The 25974-nt window shown below is 73.1% G+C and carries 20 protein-coding genes and 1 pseudogene; 15 read left to right on the top strand and 6 right to left on the bottom strand.

The window, feature by feature from the left end:
- Positions 1-258 precede the first annotated feature (258 nt).
- From ACFUJ1_RS24745 to ACFUJ1_RS24755, 3 genes and pseudogenes are all read right to left on the bottom strand, one after another.
- Positions 259-777: pseudogene (locus tag ACFUJ1_RS24745) on the bottom strand (shikimate kinase); the annotation flags it as partial.
- Positions 774-1982 carry a chorismate synthase gene (gene aroC / locus ACFUJ1_RS24750; protein ID WP_378649244.1) on the bottom strand — a complete coding sequence of 403 codons (1209 nt, stop codon included), beginning with the start codon at positions 1980-1982 and terminating at the stop codon, positions 774-776. The gene aroC and the pseudogene ACFUJ1_RS24745, both read right to left, overlap by 4 nt.
- Positions 1983-2037: 55 nt before the next feature.
- Positions 2038-2511 (bottom strand): prepilin peptidase, encoded by a 474-nt coding sequence (locus tag ACFUJ1_RS24755; protein WP_378649246.1) that lies wholly within the window; start codon positions 2509-2511, stop codon positions 2038-2040.
- 129 nt (positions 2512-2640) lie between these two features.
- Between ACFUJ1_RS24755 and ACFUJ1_RS24760 the strand changes: the two genes are divergently transcribed.
- The 6 genes from ACFUJ1_RS24760 (at position 2641) to ACFUJ1_RS24785 (ending at position 7682) form a co-directional block, all read left to right on the top strand.
- Complete coding sequence (locus ACFUJ1_RS24760; protein ID WP_378649248.1) at positions 2641-3798, top strand: M24 family metallopeptidase; 1158 nt, start codon at positions 2641-2643, stop codon at positions 3796-3798.
- Positions 3799-3848: 50 nt separating this feature from the next.
- Entirely contained in the window at positions 3849-4412 is a 564-nt protein-coding gene (gene efp / locus ACFUJ1_RS24765) for an elongation factor P (RefSeq protein ID WP_233019297.1), read from the top strand.
- A 20-nt stretch (positions 4413-4432) separates the two neighbouring features.
- Positions 4433-4945 carry a transcription antitermination factor NusB gene (gene nusB, locus ACFUJ1_RS24770; protein WP_233019296.1) on the top strand — a complete coding sequence of 171 codons (513 nt, stop codon included), beginning with the start codon at positions 4433-4435 and terminating at the stop codon, positions 4943-4945.
- A gap of 165 nt (positions 4946-5110) precedes the next feature.
- Complete coding sequence (locus ACFUJ1_RS24775) at positions 5111-6001, top strand: hypothetical protein (RefSeq protein ID WP_233019295.1); 891 nt, start codon at positions 5111-5113, stop codon at positions 5999-6001.
- A gap of 29 nt (positions 6002-6030) precedes the next feature.
- Positions 6031-6723 carry a hypothetical protein gene (locus ACFUJ1_RS24780; protein WP_378649251.1) on the top strand — a complete coding sequence of 231 codons (693 nt, stop codon included), beginning with the start codon at positions 6031-6033 and terminating at the stop codon, positions 6721-6723.
- 50 nt (positions 6724-6773) lie between these two features.
- The gene (locus ACFUJ1_RS24785; protein ID WP_378649253.1) at positions 6774-7682 is read left to right on the top strand and encodes an inositol monophosphatase family protein; all 909 of its coding nucleotides are present in this window, start codon (positions 6774-6776) and stop codon (positions 7680-7682) included.
- Positions 7683-7791: 109 nt separating this feature from the next.
- Here ACFUJ1_RS24785 and ACFUJ1_RS24790 read toward each other — a convergent pair whose 3' ends face one another.
- Positions 7792-9009 carry an SLC13 family permease gene (locus ACFUJ1_RS24790; RefSeq protein WP_378649255.1) on the bottom strand — a complete coding sequence of 406 codons (1218 nt, stop codon included), beginning with the start codon at positions 9007-9009 and terminating at the stop codon, positions 7792-7794.
- A 62-nt stretch (positions 9010-9071) separates the two neighbouring features.
- Between ACFUJ1_RS24790 and ACFUJ1_RS24795 the strand changes: the two genes are divergently transcribed.
- The gene (locus tag ACFUJ1_RS24795) at positions 9072-14759 is read left to right on the top strand and encodes a TIR domain-containing protein (RefSeq protein ID WP_378649257.1); all 5688 of its coding nucleotides are present in this window, start codon (positions 9072-9074) and stop codon (positions 14757-14759) included.
- Positions 14760-14825: 66 nt separating this feature from the next.
- Positions 14826-15383: a DUF4334 domain-containing protein gene (locus ACFUJ1_RS24800; RefSeq protein WP_378649259.1), complete on the top strand. Its 558-nt coding sequence runs from the start codon at positions 14826-14828 to the stop codon at positions 15381-15383.
- A 51-nt stretch (positions 15384-15434) separates the two neighbouring features.
- Here ACFUJ1_RS24800 and ACFUJ1_RS24805 read toward each other — a convergent pair whose 3' ends face one another.
- Together ACFUJ1_RS24805 and ACFUJ1_RS24810 are read right to left on the bottom strand one after the other, a co-directional pair.
- Complete coding sequence (locus ACFUJ1_RS24805) at positions 15435-16178, bottom strand: HD domain-containing protein (protein ID WP_378649261.1); 744 nt, start codon at positions 16176-16178, stop codon at positions 15435-15437.
- A 47-nt stretch (positions 16179-16225) separates the two neighbouring features.
- A complete protein-coding gene (locus tag ACFUJ1_RS24810; RefSeq protein ID WP_378649263.1) occupies positions 16226-16849 on the bottom strand; it encodes an alpha-ketoglutarate-dependent dioxygenase AlkB in 624 nt (207 codons plus the stop codon).
- A gap of 169 nt (positions 16850-17018) precedes the next feature.
- On the opposite strand from ACFUJ1_RS24810, the gene pyrR reads away from it, so the two are divergent.
- From pyrR to pyrF, 7 genes are read left to right on the top strand one after another with little or no spacing between them, the layout of a single operon-like run.
- Entirely contained in the window at positions 17019-17627 is a 609-nt protein-coding gene (pyrR, locus tag ACFUJ1_RS24815; RefSeq protein ID WP_378649265.1) for a bifunctional pyr operon transcriptional regulator/uracil phosphoribosyltransferase PyrR, read from the top strand.
- Positions 17627-18589, top strand: coding sequence for an aspartate carbamoyltransferase catalytic subunit (locus ACFUJ1_RS24820; protein WP_378649267.1), 963 nt, complete (start codon positions 17627-17629; stop codon positions 18587-18589). The genes pyrR and ACFUJ1_RS24820 overlap by 1 nt, the downstream gene beginning before the upstream one ends.
- Positions 18586-19893 (top strand): dihydroorotase, encoded by a 1308-nt coding sequence (locus ACFUJ1_RS24825; protein WP_378649269.1) that lies wholly within the window; start codon positions 18586-18588, stop codon positions 19891-19893. Before ACFUJ1_RS24820 ends, ACFUJ1_RS24825 begins: the two co-directional genes overlap by 4 nt.
- A complete protein-coding gene (locus ACFUJ1_RS24830) occupies positions 19893-20402 on the top strand; it encodes a transporter (protein ID WP_378649271.1) in 510 nt (169 codons plus the stop codon). The genes ACFUJ1_RS24825 and ACFUJ1_RS24830 overlap by 1 nt, the downstream gene beginning before the upstream one ends.
- Positions 20399-21514: a glutamine-hydrolyzing carbamoyl-phosphate synthase small subunit gene (gene carA, locus ACFUJ1_RS24835; protein WP_378649273.1), complete on the top strand. Its 1116-nt coding sequence runs from the start codon at positions 20399-20401 to the stop codon at positions 21512-21514. The genes ACFUJ1_RS24830 and carA overlap by 4 nt, the downstream gene beginning before the upstream one ends.
- A 1-nt stretch (position 21515) precedes the next feature.
- A complete protein-coding gene (carB, locus tag ACFUJ1_RS24840) occupies positions 21516-24851 on the top strand; it encodes a carbamoyl-phosphate synthase large subunit (RefSeq protein ID WP_378649275.1) in 3336 nt (1111 codons plus the stop codon).
- The gene (gene pyrF, locus ACFUJ1_RS24845; RefSeq protein WP_378649276.1) at positions 24848-25666 is read left to right on the top strand and encodes an orotidine-5'-phosphate decarboxylase; all 819 of its coding nucleotides are present in this window, start codon (positions 24848-24850) and stop codon (positions 25664-25666) included. Before carB ends, pyrF begins: the two co-directional genes overlap by 4 nt.
- Positions 25667-25974 lie beyond the last annotated feature (308 nt).

Genomic DNA, 25974 nt, shown 5'->3' on the forward strand with positions numbered 1-25974 from the left:
GGGCGCGCGGGCCGCGGTGCCCTCCGCGGCGACCCGGTCGCCCGAGATGCGCTCGGTCGCCGCGCGTTCCGGAGGGGTCCTGGTGCTGCCCGCCGTTTTCGCGGCGCGGTCGGCCTCACCGCGCACGGCGGGCTCCTGCCCCTTCCGCCCGGCGGCGCGGGCCCGCGCCCGGCGGCGCGCCCGCGAACGGCTGCCGCCGTGCGCCGGGATGGGAGCGGCGGCGGGCGCGGCGACCTCGGGTGTGTCGATCTCGACGCCGAGCTCGGCCAGGATGGCCCGCACCACGCGGCCGGGGCTGCGCCCGTCGGTGCGCACCCGGATGCTGGAGACCTCGCGGTAGAGCGGCCGCCGGATGCGCATGAGCTCCCGGTACTTGGCCCCGGGATCGGCGCCGTTGAGCAGCGGCCGCCCGGTGCTCGCCCCGGTCCGGCGCAGCCCCTCGGCGACGCTGATCTCCAGGTACACCACCGTGCGCTCGCGCAGCAGCGCCCTCGTGCTCGCGGAGAGCACGGCACCCCCGCCGAGCGAGACCACGCCGAGTTCGTCGAGCACGGCGCGGCGCACCACCCGCTCCTCGATCCGGCGGAACTCCGGCTCGCCGTCGGCGGCGAAGATCTCCGGGATGGTCCGCCCGGTCTCCTCCTCGATCCCGGCGTCGGTGTCGTACAGCGGGACGCCGAGTTCCCTGGCCAGCTTCCTGCCGATGGTCGACTTGCCTGCGCCGGGCGGTCCGACCAGCACCACGCGCGGGGCGTGGGGGCCGGTCGGCGCGGTCATCGTGAGCGGCTGCCCGCAGGCACGTGCGGACGGGCCTCCAGCCGCTCCAGGTAGCGCCTGACGTTGTCGGTGGTCTCGGCGAGCGAATCGCCGCCGAACTTCTCCAGCGCCGCCTGCGCGACGACCAGCGCCACCATGCTCTCGGCGACAACGCCCGCGGCGGGCACCGCGCACACGTCGGAGCGCTGGTGGATGGCGACGGCCTCGTCACCGGTCGACATGTCGACGGTGGCGAGCGCGCGCGGCACCGTGGAGATCGGCTTCATGGCGGCGCGCACGCGCAGCGGCTCGCCGTTGGTCATCCCGCCCTCGAGCCCACCGGCCCGGTTGGTCGAACGCAGAATGCCGTCCGGACCGGGCCGCATCTCGTCGTGCGCCTCGCTTCCGCGCCGCCGCGCGGTCTCGAAACCGTCGCCGACCTCGACGCCCTTGATCGCCTGGATGCCCATGAGCGCGGCCGCGAGCCTGGCGTCCAGCCGGTTCTCGCCGCTGGTGAAGGAGCCGAGCCCGATCGGCAGCCCGGTCACGATCACCTCGACGACGCCGCCGAGGGTGTCGCCGTCCTTCTTGGCCGCCTCGATCTCCGCGATCATCGCGGCCTCGGCGTCGGCGTCGAAGGCGCGCACCGGGCTGGCGTCCACGGCGTCCAGATCACCGGGGCCGGGCAGGTGCTCGGCGGTGCTGCGGGCGGTGCCGATCGAGATCACGTGCGAGATCACCTCGACCCCGAAGGCCTGACGCAGGAAGTTGCGGGCGACGGTGCCCGCGGCCACCCTGGCCGCGGTCTCCCTTGCACTCGCCCGCTCCAGCACATTGCGGGCGTCGTCGAAGCCGTACTTGAGCATGCCGGAGAAATCGGCGTGGCCGGGACGCGGCCTGGTGAGCGGCGCGTTCCGGGCCAGCTCGGCCAGCTCGGCCGCGTCGACCGGGTCGGCGGACATCACCGTCGTCCACTTGGGCCACTCGGTATTGGCGATCTCGATGGCGATCGGGCCGCCCATGGTGCGGCCGTGCCGCACGCCGCCGACCACGGTGACCTTGTCGGCCTCGAACTTCATCCGGGCGCCGCGCCCGTACCCGAGCCTGCGGCGGGCGAGCTGTGCGGAGATCTCCTCCGACGTCACCTCGACGCCGGCGACCATCCCGTCGAGGAGGGCGACGAGAGCGGGACCGTGGGATTCTCCGGCAGTTATCCAGCGCAACACGGGTTCATCCTCCCATGTCGGGCGGGGTGCCCGGGCACACGGCCCGGCGTGCCGGTCACGACGGGCCGCCCTGGCCGACCGCCATCGGCGTGGCGACGGCGAACAGGGTCGCGGCGCACATGGCCGGGCCGTGCGGCACGGGTTGCCCGCGCACCGGCAGCCCGCGCCGATGCCGCAGGGCGAGCAGCACCAGCCCGGCGACGGCGGTGCCGAGCGGGGCGAGCAGTGCCGCCCACACCCAGGCCCGCGCGCCGGCGCAGGCCGCCGCCGCGCCGAGCGCGACCGCGAGTTTCACGTCGCCCGCGCCGATTCCGGCGGGTGCGACCAGGTGTGCCGCCAGATAGACCCCGGCGAGCAGTACCGCGCCGAGCAGCGCGGGAAGGAATTGCCCGGTGCCCGCGGCATAGCCGAGCACGGCGAGCGCACCGGCCGCGGTGAGCCGGTCGGGCAGCCGGTGGGTGCGCAGATCGACGAGCGAGGCGAGAGCACACCAGGCGGCGAAGAGCGGGAGGGCGAGGGAAGCGGACATGCGTTCAGCGTGCCGGGGCGGAACGCGGCCGGGAACCGCCGATCCCGTCCCTGTGGACAACTCCGGAGCTGTGCACAACTCGGCCTTTCCCCGGTAGCCGGAGCGGCCCGGCGGAGTAGTTTCGACGCCATGCCCGATGATCCAGCGCCACAGCCCCCCGGGTCGCCCACCGGTGCCCCGCTCGTTCCCGATCACGCCGGCCGCCGCGCCGCGCTGCGCAGCCTGCTGGTGGAGAACGGCGTCGACGCCCTGCTCGTCACCGATCTCGTGAACATCCGCTATCTCAGCGGCTTCACCGGCTCCAATGCCGTGCTTCTCGTGCACTCGTGGGATATGCGGGGCTCCGAGGAGCGCACGGTGCTCTGCACCGACGGCAGGTACCGCAGCCAGGTGGCCGAGCAGGTGCCCGATCTGCGCGCCGAGATCGCCCGCGCCTGCGCGCCGCGGATCGTGGAGCTGGCGGGGGAGTGGCAGCTGGGCCGGATCGGCTACGAGAGCCACGTGATGACCGTCGACCAGCACCGCGCGCTGGCGGAGCAGCGCACCGGGCTGGAGCTGGTGGCGGTGCCGGGGCTGGTCGAGCAGCTGCGGATGGTCAAGGACGGCTACGAGGTGGATCGGCTCGCCGCCGCCTGCGCCGCGGGCGACGCCGGGCTCGCCACCCTGCTCGAGCGCGGCGGGCTGCGGCCGGGCCGCACCGAGCGCGAGGTGGCCAGGGATCTGGAGTGGGCCATGTTCGAGCACGGCGCCGCCGGGATCGCCTTCGAGACCATCGTCGCCGCGGGCGCCAACTCCGCGGTGCCGCACCACCGGCCCACCGGGGCGGTGCTCGCCGCCGGTGACTTCGTGAAGATCGATTTCGGCGCGATCGTCGACGGCTACCACTCCGACATGACCAGGACCTTCGTCCTCGGCCCCGCCGCGGCGTGGCAGCGCGAGGTCTACGAGCTCGTCCGCGAGTCGCAGCGGGCGGGCCGGGAGGCGCTGCGCCCCGGCGCCAGGACCGGTGACGTGGACGCCGCAGCACGCGCGGTGATCGAGGCGGCCGGGCACGGCGAGTTCTTCGTGCACGGCCTCGGGCACGGGGTCGGGCTGCGCATCCACGAAGCGCCGGGTATCGCGAAAACGGCAACCGGTACACTCTTGTCCGGCGTGGCGGTGACCGTCGAACCAGGTGTGTACTTTCCCGGCCGCGGCGGAGTCCGGATCGAGGACACGCTCGTGGTGCGCGAAGAGGGCCCGGAACTGCTCACCCGCACCGGCAAGGACCTGACCGAGGTCGGCTGACCCGGTCGCCGCGAACCCCCATACGCAGACAACGAGGAGACCCGAGCACAGTGGCGGACACCAGCGACTTCAAGAACGGCCTGGTGCTGAAGATCGACGGTCAACTTCAGCAGATCACCGAATTCCAGCACGTCAAGCCGGGCAAGGGCCCCGCCTTCGTGCGCACCAAGCTGAAGAACGTGCTGTCCGGCAAGGTGGTCGACAAGACCTTCAACGCGGGCGTCAAGGTGGAGACCGCCACGGTCGACCGGCGGGACATGACCTACCTCTACCACGACGGCTCGGACTACATCTTCATGGACGGCGAGACCTTCGATCAGCTCTCGATCGGGGAGTCCACCGTCGGCCCCGGCGCCCGCTTCCTGCTGGAGAACATGCAGGTGCAGGTCGCCACGCACGAGGGTGAGGCGCTCTTCGTCGAGCTTCCGGTCACCGTCGAGCTCGTGGTGAAGCACACCGACATCGGCCTGCAGGGCGATCGCTCCACCGGCGGCACCAAGCCCGCCACCCTGGAGACCGATGCCGAGGTGCAGGTGCCCCTGTTCATCAACACCGGCGACAAGCTGCGTATCGACTCGCGCGACGGCAGCTACCTCGGCCGGGTCAACGCCTGACGACCCCGGCGACCCGAGACGTGGCGGATCAGCCCGCGGACAAGAAGCCCGCGTACAAGAAGCTCGGCGCCAGGCACAAAGCCCGCCGCCGGGCAGTGGACCTGCTCTTCGAGGCCGAGGCCAGAGATGTCGACCCGGCCGTGCTCGCCGACGAGCGGGTCGACCTGGCAGGCCGGGACCAGACGGTCGCCCCGGTCCACCCCTACACCCGGACCCTGGTCGACGGCGTCGCCGACGACCTCGATCGGGTGGACAACACGATCGAGTCCTACCTGCAGGACTGGGCGCTCTCCCGGCTGCCCGCCGTGGACCGGGCCATCCTGCGGATCGCGGTGTGGGAGCTGTTCCACGCCCCGGACGTGCCGCCGGTGGTCGCGGTGGACGAGGCCGTCGAGCTGGCCAAGGAGCTCTCCACCGACGACTCGCCCGGCTTCGTGAACGGCGTGCTCGGCAAGGTGGTACTGGTGGCGGAGCAGGTGCGCGCCGCCGCGGCCGCCACCCGCGCGCCGCGCGGCGGGGACACCGCGAACTGACCGCGCGCGGCGCCGGACTCCGGCGCCGCGGCGGCTCTGCCGCCGAGCGGGCAGTCGCTGTTCTTCGTTCATCCCCCAACACCCCTGTGAGGCAATCGGTCCCGGTTCGGGTCTGTCGTACGCACCGCACCCGTATGCTGGACGCACACGTGGAGGGGAGTTCCGATGACGCGCGCGCTGGCGTGGCTGCGCAACAACATCGACGGGCTCGTGGCGCTGGTCCTGGCGTTCATCGTCGGCATTCTGGCCGTGCTGGATCTGATCGACGTGGACAGCGTCAACGCCATCGTGCTGCTGGTACTCGGCCTGCTCGCGGGCACGCTGCTGCGCGACCGGCACCTGTCCGCGCAGGCGCTCAGGGACGCGTCGTCGGTGCAGCTGCTGTACGGCTCGGCCATCGGGCACGCGCACACGCTGGCCCGCGGCGGCACCGAGCAGTGGATCTTCAAGGGCGGCACCGGAACCTACATCCGCGCCGTCACGCTGCGCTCCTGCGTGGAGAACGCCAGGCGGGAGCAGCGGCCACTGCGCATGCAGCTGGAGATCCTCGACCCCCTGGACGAGCAGCTCTGCAAGATCTACGCCCAGTTCCGTACTTCGCTGACCCCGGAGGGCGACCGTACCGGCGAGGCGTGGACCACCGACCGCACCCGGCGCGAGGCCTTCGCCACCGTGCTCGCGGCCTGCTGGTACCGGCAGCGCTTCACCTTCCTCACCATCGGAGTCGGGCTGTCCAAGGTGATGTCGACGTTCCGCTGGGATCTCTCCTCCAGTTGCGTGATCGTCACCCAGGAGAGCACCAACTCGCCCGCGCTCATGTTCGAGCGGGACAAGCCCTACTACCGCGACCTCAGCCGGGAGCTGGTGGCCAGCTTCAAGCAGGCGCGGGAGGTGGAGCTGAGCCGGGCGGACACCGTGCCGCTGGCCGACGAGCCCTCGGTGGACCAGGTGCGCAGGCTCTTCGACGCGCTCGCGTTGCCACTGCCGGCCACCTTCACCGACCGCGATGTCGCCGACATCGTGCGCCGCGCGCTGCAACCGAGGAATCCCTACTGATCGACGCCCGCTGACCCCGTGAGCCCCGCATGAAGAGCATCGCCCCGCATTCCGATTCCGACTACCGCCTGCTGCAGCGGCTGCTGGATGGCGGCCGCCCGCATGCCGTGCGGACGTGGGCCGCCTGCTACCTGGCCGCGATGCTCACCGGGGACCGGCCCGCGCACGCGGTGCGGCACCCGCTCGGCTTCGTCTGCTTCCCGGTGTTCCGGGAGGCCGGGCACGGGGTCTGCCTGCACGTGTGGACCGAGGGGGTGCGCTCCTCCTCGACCACGTCGGCGATCCACGCGCACAGCTGGGACCTGGTGAGCACGGTGCTCTACGGCGAGGTCGGTAACGAAGTGGTGGAGATCGACGCCGGTGGTGTTGCGCCGACCCACCGGCTCTACGAAATCCACAGCGGACGCGACGGCGACCAGGTGCGCGGCACGGACCGCATGGTTTCGTATCGCCGCAGGTCGCGGGAGTTCTTCCGGCGCGGCGACGTGTACGACCTGCCGCACGGTGTATTCCATGTATCGGAGGTGGGCGGCGAGGCCGCCACGGTCGCGCTCGGCCGGGATCGGCACGGCAGGCCCGACCTGTCGCTCGCCCCGCCGCACGTCCACGACCACCGGGTGCACCGGACCGTGTGCACCCCCGAGGAGACCCGTCGGGTGGCCGGACTCGTTCTGGCCCGGCTGCGCGACGACGCCACCAGCGACCGGAGGCCCGATGAATGACACTGGTGCGACGGTCGAGCGGACCCGGCCGGGCGAGCGGAGGCAGACCCATGCGAACACGTGAGGCGGCGACCGCACCCGGCCTGATCCGGGCGGGCGGCTTCGCCGCGCCGACGGTGAGCACGGTGGCGCAGGCCGCCGCCCGGGTGGCGATCGCGGCCGCCGAGGAGGCGGGCGCGGTGATCAGGGGCGGGCTGCACGGCGCGCTCGGCATCAGCGTCAAGGACGCGGGCGGCGATCTGGTGACCGAGCTGGACCTGCGCGCCGAGCGGATCATCCTGGATCGCATCCGCGGCGCCTTCCCCGGTCACCGCGTGCTCGCCGAGGAATCCGGGCTGCTGGAGGGCTTCGACGACGACTGGACCTGGGTGGTCGACCCGCTGGACGGCACCAACAACATCGCGATCGGGCTGCCGGTCTGCACCGTCGGCATCGCGCTCTGCCACCGCGGGTCCCCGGTGCTCGGCGTCGTGCACGAACCGGTGGCGGGCCACACCTGGTCGGCGATCCGGGGGCACGGGGCGCACGGCCCGGACGGCAGGCTGCGCTGCGGCTCCGCTCCGGCGGCGGGCTCCGGCCCGGTGCTGGCCTGGCTGCAGGGTTACCCGATCCGGCGCACCGATCCCGCCGCGCGGGCCCTGCGGCTCACGCTGGAGGCCGGTTCCCGCAGGTTGATCCAGCTCTGGTCGCCGCTGCTCTGCTGGATCATGCTGAGCCGCGGCGACATCGACGGCTTCGTCGGCTACGGCGCGGGCCAGATCGATCTGCCCGCGGGCACGCTCATCGCGCGCGAGGCCGGGGTGCGGATCGTCGGCTTCGACGGCGCACCGCTCGCCGAGCACATCACCCCGGCCGGGGGCGCGATCGATTTCGTCGCGGCCCGCCCCGAGGTGCTGCCCGCACTGGCCGGGCTGGTGGAGTCGGCGGCCGGGGTCCGGGTGAGCGGGTTGCCCGGCTGAGCAGCCCGGCGACCGTGCCCCGGGCCGGGCCGTCGGCACGAGAGCGGCGACGTGCTCGGGCGGGACCGGCGGGCGGTTGGCACAAGAACGGTGACCGCACCCGGGACCGTCAGGCGGTCAGTACGAGGGCGGTGACCGCGCCACCGGTGGCGAGCACCGCCAGCACCAGCCCGGTGAGCACGAACCGGCGCATGGGCACCGAAACTCCGTGCGCCCGGCAGAACTCCAGGCACAGCAGCGTGGCCAGCGAGCCCCACGGCGTCACGATCGGGGCCACATTGGTGCCGATCAGCAGCGCGAGCAGCTGGGTCCGGTTCGCCACCGGGACCACCGCCTCGCCCGCGGTGTAGGCGGGCAGGTTGTTGGCGATATTGGACAGCCCGGCACCGGCCGCCGCGGCTCGGAAGGCGCCTGCCGCGCCGGGATCGACGCCGATCAGCGCGCCCATCAGCTCGCCGAGGCCGAACCGGCTCAGCGTCGGCACCACGAGAAACAACCCCACCACGAAGACCAGCAGCCGCCACGGCAGCAGCGACCAGCGCAGTGCGGCGCGGTCCCAGACCGCGAAGGCGGTCACCGCCAGCGCCGCCGCCAGCACCGCCGCGATCCCGATCTGCTCGCCGAGCAGCGGGATCGCCGCGACGAAGAGCACGCACGCGGCGGAGGTCGCGACGAGCAGATTGCGGTCCCGCGGCCCGTCCAGCCGGATCGGCTCCGGCGGCAGGTAGGTGTCGGCGTCGCGGTGCGGCCGCCGCCAGTAGAACCACCACAGGCAGAGCGCCGTCGCCGCGATCGAGGCCAGCTGCGGCAGCGCCATGACGCCGGCGAACTCGGTGGCGCTCAGGTCGATCCGTTCGGCGGCGAGCAGGTTGGTGAGGTTCGACACCGGGAGCAGCAGGCTGGCGGTATTGGCCAGCCAGAGCGTGGTCATGGCCAGCGGCAGCGGCGGGATCCGGGCCGGGCCCGCTAGCGCCAGCATGACCGGAGTGAGCAGCACCGCGGTGGTGTCCAGGTTCAGCAGGATGGTGGTGCCCGCCGCGAACACCACGCAGAGCGCGAAGAGCGCGGGGTAGCGGCCGCGGCCCGCGATGGCGAGCCGGTGCGCGATGACGTCGAAGACCTTGGCCCGCCTGGTCAGCTCGGCCAGCACGATGACGCTGCCGAGGAAGAGCAGCAGCGGGCCGATCCGGCGCATGTTCGCCACCGCCTCGGCGCGCGGCAGCAGCCCCGTGGCGACGCAGAGCACGCCGGCCACCAACAGCCCGATCCGCAGGCGATCCAGCGTGGAGGTGCGGCGTGGCGAGGGGGTGTCGACCGGCTCGGGCACGACCCCATCATGGCAGTAATCGCCTGCGGGACATGTCCATCGGGTGGGCCATACTGTCGGGTGTGACGGATCAGGGGCGGGCACGGGACTTCTTCGTCAGCTATTCACCAGCGGACGAGCGCTGGGCGACCTGGCTGGCCTGGCAGCTGGAGACGGCCGGATACAGCACGCTCATCCAGGCCTGGGATTTCGTGCCGGGCACCAATTTCATCGACTTCATGGACCGCGGGGTGCGGGATTCGTCGGTGATGCTGGCGCTGCTCTCGGAGAACTACCTGGCCTCCCGGTACGGGACGATGGAGTGGCAGGCCGCCATGCGCACCGACCCGGGCAAGCTCATCCCGGTCCGGATCGGGGAGTGCGCGCCGGAGGGGCTGCTCGCCACGCTCACCTGGATCGACCTGCTCGGCGTCGCCGATGCCGAGCGGGCCCGCGCGGTGCTCTTCGACCGGGTGCGGCAGGTGCTGGCCGGGCGGAACAAGCCCGCCGCCGCGCCCGGGTTTCCCGTCGGGCGCTACGACGACCGGCACTTCCCCGAGCTCGAGCGGGCCGCCGCGGCCGCCGCCGAGCGCGCCAACCGGCACGTCCCGGTGGCCGAGCCGGGCTTCCCCGGCGCGCCGGGCACGGTGCCGCGGCAGCCGGGCGTGAGCGTGCTGCACATCGCGGGCCCGCGCTTCGGCCGCGGCCTGCTCGGCAGCGAACCGGGCACCGCGCGGGACCTGCAGTCCCGGATCTGGGCGAACGTCACGCACGCGGTGGACGCGGGGGTGCCGGCGCCGGAGCTGATCGTTGTCTCCGGCGACCTCACCGAGGCAGGAAAGCCCAAGGAGGCGGACGAGGCGCTCGCCTTCCTCACCGGGCTGCGGGTGCTGCTCGGCCTGGAGCCGGACCGGATCGCGGTGGTGCCGGGCAACCACGACGTCTCCAGGGCCGCCTGCCACGCCTACTTCCTGAACTGCGAGGCCCGCGACCGCACCCCGCAGCCGCCGTACTTCCCGAAGCTGGAGCAGTTCACCCGGCTCTTCGGTGAGCTGTACCAGGGGCTGGAGCACCTGGTCTTCGACGTGGGGCAGCCGTGGACGCTGTTCCCGATCCCGGCGCTGCGGGTGGTGGTGGCCGGGCTGGACTCCACCATGGCCGCCACCCACCTGCCCGAGGACGACCACGGCCTGCTCGGCGAGGTGCAGGCCGCCTGGTTCGCGGAGCGGCTGCGCGCCTTCGAGAACGACGGCTGGCTGCGGATCGGGCTGGTGCGGCACGACCCGCTGCCCGGCCCGGGCGGCGATCCGCGCGACCCCGCGCTGCTGCACGACGTGCCGGTGCTGAGCAGGCTGCTCGGCAACCGGCTCAACCTGCTGCTGCACGGCCCCGGCCCGGGCGGGGTGCTCGCCGACCGGTTGGACGGCGTGCTCCCGGTGCTGCCCGCCGCCGCGCCTGGCGCCGCGGAGATTCTGCACATCACCGCGGACGGTGTCGCCCGCTACCCCGCGGGCGCCACCGAACCGGCGGCGCTGGTCCCGGTCGAGTTCAGCGGGGCCGCCGCGGCACTCACCGCGGCCGCCGACACCGCCGCGCTCCCGGCGGCGCCGGACCCGGCCGCCGACGACCCGGCGCTCGACCCGCACGACCGGCTGCTAGCCAGGGTGGCCGAGGTGGTCGAGGCCAGGCACCAGGGCGCCACCGTGCGCCGGGTGGCCGCGGTGCCGCCGCACCTGCTGGTCACCAGGGACGTGGACGGGGTGACCGTGCAGTCGCGGGTCGCCGTGCACGTCGGCGAGGTGACCCGCGAGGTGGTCGACGCGGTGCTCGCGCACGAGCCGGGATTCGGCTCCGAACTGGTGTACCGCGGCGCGCCGCCGCCGCGCTCGCTGCGCGAGGAGGCCGCCGGGTACGGGCTGCGGGTGCGCAGCTTCAGTGAGTTCCAGGGGCTGCTCGACCTGGACGACTACCTGGCGGGCCAGGCCGCCCGGCTGCGCACCGACCAGCGCTACCCGCCGGAGCTGTACGTGCCGCAGCGGTTCCGCGTGCTCGACCACGGCGACCAGCGGATCGAGGACGACCTCGTCGCCGAGCTGCTCCGGGTGGTCGCCGCCGACCAGGGCCGGTTCGTGCTCGTCCTCGGCGATTTCGGGCGCGGCAAGACCTTCGCGCTGCGCGAGCTGGCGCGCCGGATCACCGAGACCATGCCCGCGCTGGTGCCGATCCTGGTCGAGCTGCGGCACCTGGACAAGACGCACTCGGTGGACGCCCTCGTCGCCGCGCACCTGGCCAACCACGGCGAGGACCGGATCGACCTGAAGGCGCTGCGCTACATGCTCGCCGAGGGCCGGGTGGTGCTGCTCTTCGACGGCTTCGACGAGCTGGTGAACCGGATCAGCTACGAGTTCGCCGCCGACCACCTGGAGACGCTGCTGCGCGCCGCCGAGGGCAAGGCCAAGATCGTGGTCGCCGCGCGCACCCAGCACTTCGCCTCGCGGGCGCAGGTGCTGACCGCGCTCGGCGAGCGGGTCGGGGCGCTGCGGGAGCGGCGCATCTTCGGCATCGAGGAGTTCGGCCCGCCGCAGATCCAGGCATTCCTGGCCAACCGGTACGGCGGCGACACCGCGCGCGCCGAGGCGCGGATGCGGCTGCTCACCGGGATCGAGGAGCTGCTCGGACTGGCCCGCAACCCGCGCATGCTCAGCTTCATCGCCGATCTGGACGACCGCCGGCTCCGTGCGGCGGCCGGGGCGCGGCAGGCGGTCGGCGCGGCCGGGCTGTACCGGGAAATCCTCGAATTCTGGCTCTCCCACGAGGCGGAGCGGGCGAGCGGCGGCCCCGGGGCCCAGCCGGGGCTGCGGGTAACCGAGATGTGGCAGGCGATCACCGCGTTCGCGCTGCGGGTCTGGGAGACCGGCGAGCCGTACCTGCGCCGCGCCGAGCTCACCGACATCGCGCGGGAGCTGGTGGAGCTGGTCGGGCCGCAGCGGCTCTCCATCCCGCAGTCGGCGCACGCCATCGGCTCCGGCAGCCTGCTGGTGCGCACCGAGGAGGACCTCTTCGGCTTCATCCACGCATCGGTGGCGGAGTGGCTGGTGGCGGATCACATCGCGGACCGGTTCCGCGACGGCGACCGCACCCCGCCGCAGCTGGCGCAGGCGCTGCTCTCCCCGCTCTCGGTGGACTTCCTCTGCGACCTCACCGACGTGCGCTCGCTGCGCGAGTGGGCCGAGCTGGTGCTCGCCGAGCCGGACGCCGACGAGGTGCTGCGCACCAACGCCATCCGGGTGACCACCCGGCTGCGCACCTCGCGCTCGGCCGACCTGCGCGGCGCCGTGCTCGCCGGGGAGGATCTCTCCTACCGCGACCTGCGCGAGGTCGACCTCACCGGCGCCGACCTGACCGGTGCCCGGCTGGTCGGCACCGACCTGCGCGGTGCGGTGCTGCGCGATGCCAGGCTGGTCGGGGCGCGGCTGGACGAGGCCGACCTGACCGGCGCCGATCTCACCGCGGCCGACCTGAGCCGGGCCCGGCTCACCCGCACCGACCTGAGCGGCGCGCGCACCGCGGGCGCGCGCTGGCTGCGCACCGCGCTGCTCGCGGTGACCGGCGCCCCGGACGGGCTGGATCGGCTCGGCGCGGCGGTACTGCCCGGCGGCCGGGCGATCACCGAGTTCGCGCCTGCCGCGCTCGGCGTCCGGCACGGCTTCCACGCCAGGCACGGCAGGCTGCCGCAGCCGATCGCCTACAGCCCGGACGGCGGCACCATCGCCATCGGCAGCGACGACGGCGGCGTGCACCTCTACGACGCCGACACCGGCCGCCCGCTGCGCACCCTGCAGGGGCACCGGGCCCGCACCTTCGCCGTGCTCTTCGCAGGATCGCTGCTGATCAGCGGCTCCGGGGACGGCAATGTCGGGCTCTGGGACCCGGGCACGGGGGAGAGCAGGAACATCCTGCGCGGCCATCGTGAATGGGCCTGGCCGGTGGTGGCGGGCGACGGGGTGCTCGCCACCGGTGACGCGGACGGCGTACTGCGGGTCTGGTCGCTGCCGGAGGGGGAACTGCGGCACGAGACCGAGCCCGCAGGGGCGGGCGAGCTGATCTACACCCTCGCCGTGCACGGCACCCGGCTGGCCGCCGGATACCGGGACGGCACGGTCCGGGTCCGGGACGTCGGGACCGGCGCCGAGCTGCACCGATTCACTGCGGCGACCGGGGCGGTGTACCGGCTCGCCTTCGACCCCTCCGGCACCGTGCTCGCCGTCGGCGGCGCCCGCGGCGCGCTGGCGCTGTGGAATCCCGCGACCGGACTGCACGACCTGCCCGGGCACACCGGGGCCGTCTACACCCTGGCCTTCCATCCGGCCCGGCCGCTGCTCGCCTCCGGCGACACCGACGGTGTGATCCGGCTGTGGGACACCGCGACCGGCGCGCTCGCGCACACCGCCGCCGACCATGCCGCCGCGCTCTACTGGGTCGCCTTCGACCAGGCCGGTGACCTGCTCGCCTCCGCCGACAGCGCGGGCGTTGTCTGCGTGCGCGATGCGGGCACCGCGGTCACCAGGCACCGGCTCACCGCGCACACCGGGTCGGTCTGGCCGTTCGCCTTCCGGCCCGGCGGCGGCCAGCTGGCCGTCACCGACGACCAGTTCACCACCAGGCTGTGGGACCCGGGCACGGGCCTCTGCAGGCACACCCTCACCGGGCACGGCCGCAGCATCCGCACCGTCGCCTTCAACGCCGACAGCAGCCTGCTCGCCGCCTGCGGCAACGACGGCAGCGTCCGGCTCTGGGACCCGGTGACCGGAAGCGCGGGGCGCCGGCTCGTCGGCAGCGAGGATCGGCTGGTCACCTACGAGTCGGCGGCCTTCGTGCCTGGCAGGCCGCAGACCCTGGCCACCGTCGGCAACGACGGCAGGCTCAGCATGCTCGACCTGGGCACCGGACTCTACGAGCGGCACCTCGGCGTCGATGCCGCGCCGATCTGGGCCAGCGCCTTCGACCCGACCGGCGCGCTGCTGGCGACCGCCAACGACGACGACACCGTCGTGCTCTGGCGGCGCACCACCGGCGCCCAGTACCTGGTGTGCCGGGAGCACCGCGGCCGGGTGCGCTCGATCGCCTTCGACGCCACCGGGACGCTCATGGCCACCGGCTGCGACGACTCCCTCGTCCGCGTGTGGGACGTGCACTCCGGCGCGCTGGTGCGCACCCTGAGCGGCCACACCGACCGGGTGTACGCCGTCGCCTTCCACGGCGATTCGGTGATCAGCGCCTCCTGGGACACCACCGCGCGGATCTGGGACCTCCGCACCGGCGCGCTCAGGCACGAGCTGACCAGGCACAGCGACCGGCTCTGGACCGCCGCCGCCGACCCGGTCACCGGGCTGCTCGCCACCGCGGGGGACGACCTGGTGGTGCGGCTCTGGGACATCGCCACCGGCAGGCACCTGCACACGCTGGAGGGACACCGCCGCCGCGTCTGGTCGATCACCTTCGACCCCGCCGGGAAGCTGCTCGCCGGTGGCGGCGACGACGGCACCGTGCTGCTCTGGGATCTCGCCGACATCGCGGAGCCGCGGATCAGGGCGGCGCTGCTCGGCCTGCCCGAGGGCTGGGCCGCGCTGGCGCCGGACGGCAGATACAAGGTCTCCGGCGACACGGCGGGGCAGTTCTGGCACGTCGTCGGCACCACCCGGTTCGAGACCGGGGAGCTGGACGCGCAGCTCCCGGAGATCCGCAGGCTGGCGCCGGACGAGCCGTTCTGACCGATACCCTGAGAGACAGATACTCTGATCGTTGCACGGGCCCCGACACGAGGAGAGAACACCGACATGGTCGCGATCGACAGCGCTGCCACCGCAGCGGCCGAGCTGGCGCTGCTGCAGCAGTCCGGCGCCACCCCCGAGCAGGCATGGGCGCTGTTCGACGGCCTGCCCGCCGCCCGCGCCGACGAGGTCACGCTGGGTCGCTGGCAGGGCGAGGAGCTCGACACCGGGCATCCGTTCGCCGGCGTGCTGGTCGCCTCCGGCTGGTACGGCAAGCAGTTCGACGGCCCCGAGCAGGTGCACCCGCTGCTCTTCTCCGACTCCACCGGCGCCGTCTTCCCGGTCGACCCGCGCCGCGTTCCGCTGACCCTCACCGACAAGGTGCCGCTCTCCGGGGTCCGGCTGATCAACAAGGCCCTCCCGGTGCTCGGGATCGCGCTGCGCACCCGCAAGTACACCGCGCGGCTGCGCGACATCGAGTACCGCGGCGCGGTGAGCGTCGCCATGATCTACGACCACCTGCCGATCATCGACCACTTTCGGCGGGTCGACGAGCACACCCTGCTCGGCATCATGGACATGCGCGACCTGGCTGAGCCGTACTTCTTCGTGCTGCGCCGCTGAGCCGAGCGTCGTGCCGGGAGCGGCCGCGCGCCGCTCGCGCGGGGCCGGGGGTCAGCTCGGTTCGTCGGCGAGGATGGCGGCGAACCGCTCGTCGGCGAGGTCGAGCTGGCCGAGGATGTGCTCCTTGACGTGCTCGGCGAGTGGGGTGTCTGCGCGCCGGACCAGCTCCCGGTAGACGTCGGTGAGCGGCGCGTACTTGCGGGCGAGCCGGGGCATGACCGGGCCGGTGGCGTAGAGGATGCCGACCCCGTTGTCGGTGAAGTCGGAGAGCTTCACCACCCGGCCCCAGGGGGAACGGTCCAGGCTGGCGGTGATGTGCTCGCGGTAGCGGCGGTGCCGCTCGGCGACATCGGCCCTGTCCGCAGGGTCACGCTCCGAATTGCTGACCGCGGCGACGATCTCCGCGACCCGCGCGCCGAACCGCTCGGTGAGCAGCGCGAGCGCGGCGGTGCGCGGATCGTCGCCCGAATCCCCGTGCAGCGCGGCCAGTTCGGGGGCGTGGTCCTCGACCGAGTCGTGCAGCAGCCCGGCGATCACCGGGTCGGCGTCGCGCACCTCGTAGTGGCTGACGATCCGGATCGCCACCCGCAGCAGGTGGCTCAGGTAGGGCTCGCGCCCGTAGCGGTCGTCGCGGTGCAGCTCGGCGGCGAGGTCGAGCGCGGCGAGGACCCGCTCCCGCCCCGGCAGCTCGGCCACCTCGCCGAGCAGCCGTCCGCGGAGACCGTCCTCGCCGTAGACCTCGCTGATGGTGTGCAGCGGCATCACGGCGAGTACCCCCGCCTCCGGTGTGCCCATGTGAGCAATCTATCCCGGCGGGCCGGGCGCGGCCGAGCGAGCGCCGGTCAGCGCACCCCGCGCGGCCGGAACTGCACGCTGATCCGCGGCCCGGCCGGCCGCCTGGTCTTCGGCACCGCGTGCTCCCAGGTGCGCTGGCAGGAGCCGCCCATCACCAGCAGGTCGCCGTGGCCGAGGTGGTAGCGCCTGCTCGCGCCGCCGCCGCGCGGGCGCAGCAGCAGGGCCCGCGGCGCGCCGAGCGAGACGATGGCGACCATGGTGTCGTGCGTGGCGCCGCGCCCGATGGTGTCGCCGTGCCAGGCCACGCTGTCCCCGCCGTCGCGGTACCAGCAGAGCCCGGCGGTGCGGAACGGCTCGCCGAGCTCGGGGCCGTAGTGCGCGGTGAGCGCCGCCCGCGCGGTCGCGAGAATCGGGTCGGGCAGCAGGGCCCGCTCGCCGTAGAAGCAGAGCAGCCGCGGCACGTCGACCACCCGGTCGTACATCGGGCGGCGCTCGGCCCGCCACGGCACCTCGGCGGCGAGCCGGTCGAAGAGCGCGGCGGCGCCGGTGAGCCAGCCGGGCAGCAGGTCGACCCAGGCGCCCTGCCCCAGCTCGGTGCGGTGCAGCGCGGACAGCTCGCCGAGCCCGGCCGCGGGCGACTGGTCGAAGAGCGAACCCTGCCAGGCGTGCATGCGGGCGACTCTACAGCTATTCGAACATCTGTGCTAGAACGGTCCGCGGCGTGGCCGACCTCACATCGCGATACCGCTGGTGAAGGGCACCTTCGCGGCGCTGCTAGGCTGCTTTCCCGGTAAGACATCCTTTAACGGACCGTCCGGTGAGGCGGGGAAGGAGGTCGGCATGGCCGTGCCCGACGACACCTTCGAGCGGCACTCCGCCGATCGGCTCGCAGGGGCCCGCGAGCTGCTCTCGGCCGCCGATGTGGGGCGCACCGTCGCCCGCATGGCGCATCAGATCATCGAGAAGACCGCGCTGGATTCCGGCGAGCCGGATGCTCCGCGCGTCGTCCTGATCGGCATCCCGACCCGCGGCACCACGCTGGCGGCCCGGCTCACCGATCGGATCGAGGAGTTCAGCGGCGTCCGCCCCGCGCTCGGCTCCCTCGACATCACGCTCTACCGGGACGATCTGCGCTCCCGGCCGCACCGGCCGCTGGAGCGCACCTCGGTGCCGGACGGCGGCATCGACGACGCGCTGGTCGTGCTCGTCGACGACGTGCTGTTCTCCGGCCGCACCGTGCGCTCCGCGCTGGACGGGCTGCGCGACCTCGGCCGCCCGCGCGCCGTTCAGCTCGCGGTGCTGATCGACCGCGGCCACCGGGAGCTGCCGATCCGCGCCGACTACGTGGGCAAGAACGTGCCGACCAACCGCTCCGAGGACATCTCCGTGCTGCTCACCGAACACGACGCCCGCGACGGCGTGCACCTGCGGCACGAGGAGGAGGCCTGATGCGACACCTGCTGACGGTCGCCGACCTGGACCTGGCGGCCGCCACCGAGCTGCTCGACGAGGCCGAGCGGTTCGAGCAGGCGCTGCTCGGCCGCGAGGTGCGCAAGCTGCCGACGCTGCGCGGCCGCACCGTGATGACCGTGTTCTACGAGAACTCCACCCGCACCAGGGTCTCCTTCGAGGTCGCGGGCAAGTGGATGAGCGCCGATGTGATCAATGTCAGCGCGAGCAGCTCGTCGGTCGCCAAGGGCGAGTCGCTGCGCGACACCGCGCTGACGCTGCACGCGGCGGGCGCGGACGCGCTGGTGGTCCGGCATCCGGCCTCCGGCGCCGCGCACCAGATCGCGCGCTGGCTGGACGCCTGGGCGGTAGCCGAGGGCAGGCAGGGCGGGCCCGCGGTGGTGAACGCCGGTGACGGCACCCACGAGCACCCGACCCAGGCGCTGCTGGACGCGCTCACCCTGCGCCAGCGGCTCGGCGACATCGAGGGCAGGCGGGTGCTGATCGTCGGCGACATCCTGCACAGCCGGGTGGCCCGCTCGAACGTGCTGCTGCTGCACACGCTCGGCGCCGAGGTGGTGCTGGTCGCGCCGCGCACACTGCTCCCGGTCGGGGTGGAGTCCTGGCCCGCGCGCGTCTCGCACGCGCTGGACGCGGAGCTGCCCGGCGCGGACGCGGTGCTCATGCTGCGGGTGCAGGCGGAGCGGATGAACGGCGGCTTCTTCCCGTCGGCGCGCGAGTACGCGGTCAGGTACGGCCTCTCCGAGCGCCGGATGGCGCTGCTCGACGAGGCCGCGGTGGTGCTGCACCCGGGGCCCATGCTGCGCGGCATGGAGATCGCCTCGCCGGTGGCCGACTCGAACCGGGCCGCGATCCTGCAACAGGTGACGAACGGAGTGCACATGCGGATGGCGGTGCTGTTCCGGCTGCTGGTCGGAACCCACGAGGCGGTGGGCGTGTGAGCGGGCTGCTGATCAAAGGCGCGCGGCCGTACGGCGAGGGTGAGCCGGTCGACGTGCTGATCGTGGACGGCGAGATCAGGGAGATCGGGGCCGATCTGGACGCGGGCGACGCGGAGATCGTGGCCGCGCACGGCCAGGTGCTGCTCCCCGGCTTCGTCGACCTGCACACGCACCTGCGCGAACCCGGCCGCGAGGACACCGAGACCATCGAGACCGGCTCCGCCGCGGCGGCGCTCGGCGGCTACACGGCGGTCTTCGCCATGGCCAACACCGATCCGGTGGCCGACTCGGTGGTCGTCACCGACCACGTCTTCCGGCGCGGCCGCGAGGTCGGGCTGGTCGACGTGCACCCGGTCGGCGCGGTCACGGTCGGGCTGAAGGGCGAGCGGCTCGCCGAGATGGGCACCATGGCCTCGGGCGAGGCCGGGGTGCGGGTCTTCTCCGACGACGGCAACTGCGTCGCCGACCCGCTGATCATGCGCCGCGCGCTGGAGTACGCGCACTCGCTCGGCGTGCTCATCGCGCAGCACGCGGAGGAGCCGCGGCTCACCGTCGGCGCGGTCGCGCACGAGGGGCCGAACGCGGCCCGGCTCGGCCTGGCCGGCTGGCCGCGCGCCGCCGAGGAGTCGATCGTCGCGCGCGACGCCCTGCTCGCCAGGGACGCGGGCGCCCGCGTGCACATCTGCCACGCCTCCACCGCGGGCACCGTCGAGCTGCTGAAATGGGCCAAGGCGCAGGGCATCGCGATCACCGCCGAGGTCACCCCGCACCACCTGCTGCTCGACGATTCCCGGCTGGCGACCTACGACGCGGTGAACAAGGTGAACCCGCCGCTGCGCGAGGCGTCGGACGCCGCCGCGCTGCGGCAGGCGCTCGCCGACGGCGTCATCGACTGCGTCGCCACCGACCACGCGCCGCACGCCGAGCAGGACAAGTGCTGCGAGTTCGCCGCCGCCCGTCCCGGCATGCTCGGCCTGGAGACCGCGCTCGCCATCGTCGCGCAGACCATGGTGGCCCCCGGGCTGCTCGACTGGCGCGGGGTGGCGCGGGTGCTGAGCGAGAACCCGGCCCGGATCGTCGGGCTGGACGACCAGGGCCGCCCGATCGCCGTCGGCGAGCCGGCCAACCTGACCCTGGTCGACCCGGACGCCGAGTGGACCGTGCGCGGCAGGGAACTCGCCAGCATCGCGCAGAACACCCCGTTCGAGGAGATGACGTTCCGGGCGCGGGTCACGGCCACCGTGCTGCGCGGCCGGATCACCGCCCGCGACGGCGCGGTCGCGGTGCGAGCGGGAGGCTTCTGATGGAACGCATACTCTGGGTCGCCGGGTGCCTGCTCTTCTTCCTGCTCGGCCTGTACCTCATGTACCGCGGCTGGCAGAACCGCGCGAAGCGGCAGGCCGAGCGGATCGGCGAGCTGCCCCCGGTCCCGGCCGAGCTCGGCGCCCAGCTGCTGGAGCCGACCACCGGGCTCTACCTGGGCAGCACCATCGCACCCAGCTGGCAGGACCGGATCGCCGTCGGCGACCTCGGCTTCCGCGCCACCGCCGAGCTCACCCGCTTCGAGCACGGCATCCTGCTGGAGCGCTCGGGCGCGCCCGCGATCTGGATGCCGCAGGAGTCGATCAGCGTGGTGCGCACCGAGCGCGGCCACGCGGGCAAGGTGATGACCGAGGGCGGTGTGCTGGTGGTGCGCTGGACGCTGCCGACCGGCACCGAGATCGACACCGGGTTCCGCGGCGACGACAAGACCGTGTATCCGGCCTGGACGGCAGCCCCGTCCCGGCCGACGACAGGAGACGACGAGGGATGACAGGACAGCAAGCGGCGCTGGTGCTGGAGGACGGCCGGATTTTCCGCGGCACCGCCTACGGCGCCGTCGGCCAGACGCTCGGCGAGGCGGTCTTCTGCACCGCCATGACCGGGTACCAGGAGACCCTCACCGACCCCAGCTACCACCGCCAGATCGTGGTGGCGACCGCCCCGCAGATCGGCAACACCGGCTGGAACGACGAGGACGACGAGTCCGGGAAGATCTGGGTCGCCGGCTACGCCGTGCGCGACCCCGCACGCCGCGCCTCCAACTGGCGCGCCACCACCACGCTCCCGGACGAGCTGGAAAAGCAGGACGTGGTCGGCATCGCGGGCATCGACACCCGCGCGCTGGTCAGGCACCTGCGCACGCGCGGCTCCATGAAGGCGGGCATCTTCTCCGGCCCCGCGCTCGCGGGCGTCGACGAGCTGGTGGCCAGGGTCACCGGCCAGGGCTCGATGCTCGGCGCCGACCTGGCCGCCGAGGTCAGCACCGACGCCGTCTACACCATCGAGCCGGTGGGCGGGCACAAGCACACCGTGGTCGCGGTCGACCTCGGCATCAAGACCAACACCCCGCGGATGTTCGCCGAGCGCGGCATCCGGGTGCACGTGGTGCCGGCGACCACCTCGCTGGAGCAGATCCTGGAGCTGAGCCCGGACGGGGTCTTCCTCTCCAACGGCCCCGGCGACCCGGCCACCCAGGACGGCGCGGTCGCGCTCACCCAGGGCGTGCTGGAGCGCGGGCTCCCGCTCTTCGGCATCTGCTTCGGCAACCAGATCCTCGGCCGGGCCCTCGGCCGCGGCACCTACAAGATGAAGTTCGGCCACCGCGGCATCAACATCCCGGTGCTCGAGCACGAGACCGGGCGCGTCTCGATCACCGCGCAGAACCACGGCTTCGCGCTGGAGGGGGAGCGCGGCGAGCAGTTCGACACCCCGTTCGGCCGCGCCGAGGTCAGCCACGTCTGCGCCAACGACGGCGCGGTCGAGGGCGTCCGGCTGGTCAACGGCCGCGCCTTCTCGGTGCAGTACCACCCCGAGGCCGCCGCAGGCCCGCACGACGCCGCGTATCTCTTCGATCGGTTCTCCGGTCTCCTGGAAGGAGCCTGATATGCCTCGTCGCGAGGATCTGCGGCACATCCTGGTCATCGGCTCCGGCCCGATCGTCATCGGCCAGGCCTGCGAGTTCGACTACTCCGGGACCCAGGCGTGCCGGGTGCTGCGCGCCGAGGGGCTGCGCGTCTCGCTGGTGAACTCCAACCCGGCGACCATCATGACCGACCCCGAGTTCGCCGACGCCACCTACGTGGAGCCGATCACCGCCGAGTTCGTCGAGAAGGTCATCGCCAAGGAGCGCCCGGACGCCATCCTGGCCACCCTCGGCGGGCAGACCGCGCTGAACACCGCGGTCGCGCTGCACGAGCGCGGGGTGCTGGAGAAGTACAACGTCGAGCTGATCGGCGCCGACTTCGACGCCATCCAGCGCGGCGAGGACCGGCAGAAGTTCAAGGACATCGTCGCCAAGGTCGGCGGCGAGAGCGCCCGCTCCCGGGTCTGCTACACCATGGACGAGGTCCGCGACACCGTCGCCGAGCTCGGCTTCCCGGTCGTGGTCCGGCCCTCGTTCACCATGGGCGGGCTCGGCTCCGGCATGGCCTACGACCACGCCGACCTGGACCGCATCGCCGGCGGCGGGCTCGCCGCCTCGCCCACCGCGAACGTCCTGATCGAGGAGTCCATCCTCGGCTGGAAGGAGTTCGAGCTCGAGCTCATGCGCGACGGCAGGGACAACGTCGTCGTGGTCTGCTCGATCGAGAACGTCGACCCGATGGGCGTGCACACCGGCGACTCGATGACCGTCGCGCCGGCCATGACGCTCACCGACCGCGAGTACCAGAAGCTGCGCGACCTCGGCATCGCCATCCTGCGCGAGGTCGGCGTCGACACCGGCGGCTGCAATATCCAGTTCGCGGTGGACCCGGCCGACGGCAGGCTCATCGTGATCGAGATGAACCCGCGGGTCTCCCGGTCGTCGGCGCTGGCCTCCAAGGCGACCGGCTTCCCGATCGCCAAGATCGCCGCCAAGCTGGCCATCGGCTACACCCTGGACGAGATCGTCAACGACATCACCGGCGAGACGCCGGCCTGCTTCGAGCCGACGCTGGACTACGTGGTGGTCAAGGCGCCGCGCTTCGCCTTCGAGAAGTTCCCCGGCGCCGACCCGACGCTCACCACCACGATGAAGTCGGTGGGCGAGGCGATGTCGCTGGGCCGCAACTTCAGCGAGGCGCTCGGCAAGGTGCTGCGCTCGCTGGAGACCAAGGCCGCCGGCTTCTGGACCACCGACGACGGCCGCTGGGCCCCGGCCGGCGACGATGCCAGGCCCACCATCGAGGAGATCCTGGCCGACCTGCGGGTGCCGACCGAGGGCCGGATCTACCAGGTCGAGCGGGCGCTGCGGTTCGGTGCCGGTATCGAGGAGGTGGCGGAGGCGTCCGGGATCGACCCGTGGTTCGTCGCCGAGGTGGCCGGGCTGGTCGAGCTGCGCGCCGAGCTGCTCGACGCCCCGGTGCTGGACGAGCCGCTGCTGCGCCGGGCCAAGCACTACGGCCTCTCCGACGGCCAGCTGGCCGCGCTGCGCCCCGAGCTGGCAGGCGAGACCGGCGTCCGGGTGCTGCGGCACCGGCTCGGCGTGCGCCCGGTCTTCAAGACCGTCGACACCTGCGCCGCCGAGTTCGAGGCGAAGACGCCGTACCACTACTCCACCTACGAGCTGGACCCCGCCGCGGAGTCCGAGGTGGCGCCGCAGCGCGAGCGGGAGAAGGTCATCATCCTGGGCTCCGGCCCGAACCGGATCGGCCAGGGCATCGAGTTCGACTACTCCTGCGTGCACGCCGCGCAGACGCTCTCGGCCGCCGGGTACGAGACGGTGATGGTCAACTGCAACCCGGAGACCGTCTCCACCGACTACGACACCGCCGACCGGCTCTACTTCGAGCCGCTCACCTTCGAGGACGTCCTCGAGGTGTACGCCTCCGAGGCCGCCTCCGGCACCGTGGCCGGGGTGATCGTGCAGCTCGGCGGGCAGACCCCGCTCGGGCTGGCGCAGCGCCTCACCGACGCGGGGGTCCCTGTGGTCGGCACCAGCGCCGCCGCCATCGACCTGGCCGAGGACCGCGGCGAGTTCGGCGACGTGCTGGTCGCGGCCGGGCTGCCCGCGCCCAAGTACGGCACCGCCACCACCGTCGAGCAGGCCAAGCGGATCGCGGCGGGGATCGGCTACCCGGTGCTGGTCCGCCCCTCCTACGTGCTCGGCGGGCGCGGCATGGAGATCGTCTACGACGAGCAGGCGCTGGAGGGGTACATCACCCGCGCCACCGAGCTGAACCCGGACCACCCGGTGCTGGTCGACCGCTTCCTGGAAGACGCCATCGAGATCGACGTCGACGCGCTCTGCGACGGCGAGGAGGTCTACCTCGGCGGCGTCATGGAGCACATCGAGGAGGCCGGGATCCACTCCGGCGACTCGGCCTGCGCGCTGCCGCCGATCACGCTCGGCCGCAGCGACATCGAGGCCGTGCGGCGCTCGACGATCGCGCTGGCCAAGGGCATCGGGGTGCGCGGGCTGCTGAACGTGCAGTACGCGCTCAAGGACGACGTGCTCTACGTGCTGGAGGCCAACCCGCGCGCCAGCCGCACGGTGCCCTTCGTCTCCAAGGCCACCGCGGTGCCGCTGGCCAAGGCGGCGGCCAGGATCGCCATGGGCGCCACGATCGCCGGGCTGCGCAAGGAGGGCATGCTGCCGCCGGACGGCGACGGCGGGCACGTCCCGCTGGACGCGCCGGTCGCGGTGAAGGAGGCGGTGCTCCCGTTCAACCGGTTCCGCCGCGCCGACGGCAGCGGGGTCGACTCGCTGCTCTCGCCGGAGATGAAGTCCACCGGCGAGGTGATGGGGATCGACGCCGACTTCGGCACCGCCTTCGCCAAGAGCCAGGCCGCCGCCTACGGCTCGCTGCCGACCTCGGGCACGGTCTTCGTCTCGATCGCCAACCGGGACAAGCGGGCCATGGTCTTCCCGGTCAAGCGGCTGCACGACCTGAAGTTCCGCATCCTGGCCACCGAGGGCACCGCGGAGATGTTGCGCCGCAACGGCATTCCCTGCGACCGGGTGCGCAAGCACTCGGAGGACAGTGCCGAGGCGGACGGTCCGTCGATCGTGGACCTGATCCGGGACGGCGAGGTCGACATGGTGTTCAACACCCCGTACGGCAACTCCGGGCCGCGGGTGGACGGCTACGAGATCCGCAGCGCGGCGGTCGGGGTGAACATCCCGTGCATCACCACCGTGCAGGGCGCCGCCGCGGCGGTGCAGGGCATCGAGGCCGTCATCAACGGCGGCATCGGGGTGCGCTCGCTGCAGGAACTGCACTCGGCGCTGCGCGGATGACGGCGTTCGGCGAGCGGCTCCGGCAGGCACAGCGCAAATACGGGCCGGTGTGTGCGGGCATCGACCCGCACCCCGGGCTGCTCGCGGAGTGGGGGCTGACGGCGGACCCGGCCGGGCTCGCCGCCTTCACCGAGACCTGCATCGAGGTGTACCGCGGGAACGTCGCGCTGGTGAAGCCGCAGGTCGCCTTCTTCGAGACCTACGGCTCGGCCGGGCTCGCGGTGCTGGAGCGCGCCGTCGCCGAGCTCAGGGCGGCGGGCACGCTGGTGCTCGCCGACGCCAAGCGCGGTGACATCGGCTCCACCATGGACGCCTACGCGCAGGCCTGGCTGGCCGACGGCCCGCTCGGCAGCGACGCGGTGACCGTCTCGCCCTACCTCGGCTTCGGCTCGCTGGAGCCGGCCCTCGAGCTGGCCGCGGCGAACGGCCGCGGCGTGTTCGTGCTGGCCGCCACCTCCAACCCGGAGGGGCCGCAGGTGCAGCAGGCGCTGGCGGGGGAGCGGACGGTCGCGCAGGCCGTGGTGGACGAGGCGGCGGCGCGCAACGTCGGCGCCGCGGCGGGGTCGGTCGGTGTTGTCGTCGGCGCGACCCTCGAACGGGCGCCCGAGCTGGGCGCGCTGAACGGCCCGATCCTGATGCCTGGCATCGGCGCCCAGGGCGGCGGCCCGGAGTCGGTGCGCGCGCTGCTGCCTGCCGCCGTGCTGCCCGCTGTGGTCCCCGCGGTCTCCCGGGAACTGCTGCGCGCCGGGCCGTCCCCGCGGGCGCTCCGCACGCGCCTGAGCGAGCTGCAGGACGCCTTCGCCTTCCTCGGCTGAACCACATCGATACGGCCCCTCTCGCTGCCCGAGCGCGGATTTCTCCGCGCTCGGGCACGACTTTTTCCACGGCCGGGTATGAAGTTCACAATCGGGAAAAAATTCGCGACACGCCGAAGGTCTTGGCTGGACACGCCGAGATTTTCGAGAAAATTGCAGGTCGCGCGGGTGCCGGTCGGTACCCATCGCGCTCCGGGCATCGCTACTTCCACGCAAATTCCGGACATCGCACCAAAGCCCCAGGTCGGCGCGGGTTCGGCGAGGTCACAGCGGTGGCGGCGTACCCTCGGTGAGGAGCGCGCGACACT

The sequence above is a fragment of the Nocardia sp. NPDC057227 genome (assembly GCF_042669725.1).
GTDB lineage: Bacteria > Actinomycetota > Actinomycetes > Mycobacteriales > Mycobacteriaceae > Nocardia > Nocardia asteroides_A.

Bases quoted from the DNA above. Each gene is read 5' to 3' on its own strand.
- ACFUJ1_RS24830 (WP_378649271.1), top strand. From the start codon at position 19,893: ATGGAACGCATACTCTGGGTCGCCGGGTGCCTGCTCTTCTTCCTGCTC.
- ACFUJ1_RS24820 (WP_378649267.1), top strand. From the start codon at position 17,627: ATGCGACACCTGCTGACGGTCGCCGACCTGGACCTGGCGGCCGCCACC.
- ACFUJ1_RS24785 (WP_378649253.1), top strand. From the start codon at position 6,774: ATGCGAACACGTGAGGCGGCGACCGCACCCGGCCTGATCCGGGCGGGC.
- ACFUJ1_RS24780 (WP_378649251.1), top strand. From the start codon at position 6,031: ATGAAGAGCATCGCCCCGCATTCCGATTCCGACTACCGCCTGCTGCAG.
- carA (WP_378649273.1), top strand. From the start codon at position 20,399: ATGACAGGACAGCAAGCGGCGCTGGTGCTGGAGGACGGCCGGATTTTC.
- carB (WP_378649275.1), top strand. From the start codon at position 21,516: ATGCCTCGTCGCGAGGATCTGCGGCACATCCTGGTCATCGGCTCCGGC.
- pyrR (WP_378649265.1), top strand. From the start codon at position 17,019: ATGGCCGTGCCCGACGACACCTTCGAGCGGCACTCCGCCGATCGGCTC.
- ACFUJ1_RS24810 (WP_378649263.1), bottom strand. From the start codon at position 16,849: ATGCACGCCTGGCAGGGTTCGCTCTTCGACCAGTCGCCCGCGGCCGGG.
- pyrF (WP_378649276.1), top strand. From the start codon at position 24,848: ATGACGGCGTTCGGCGAGCGGCTCCGGCAGGCACAGCGCAAATACGGG.
- ACFUJ1_RS24755 (WP_378649246.1), bottom strand. From the start codon at position 2,511: ATGTCCGCTTCCCTCGCCCTCCCGCTCTTCGCCGCCTGGTGTGCTCTC.
- ACFUJ1_RS24760 (WP_378649248.1), top strand. From the start codon at position 2,641: ATGCCCGATGATCCAGCGCCACAGCCCCCCGGGTCGCCCACCGGTGCC.
- ACFUJ1_RS24775 (WP_233019295.1), top strand. From the start codon at position 5,111: ATGACGCGCGCGCTGGCGTGGCTGCGCAACAACATCGACGGGCTCGTG.
- ACFUJ1_RS24805 (WP_378649261.1), bottom strand. From the start codon at position 16,178: ATGGGCACACCGGAGGCGGGGGTACTCGCCGTGATGCCGCTGCACACC.
- ACFUJ1_RS24800 (WP_378649259.1), top strand. From the start codon at position 14,826: ATGGTCGCGATCGACAGCGCTGCCACCGCAGCGGCCGAGCTGGCGCTG.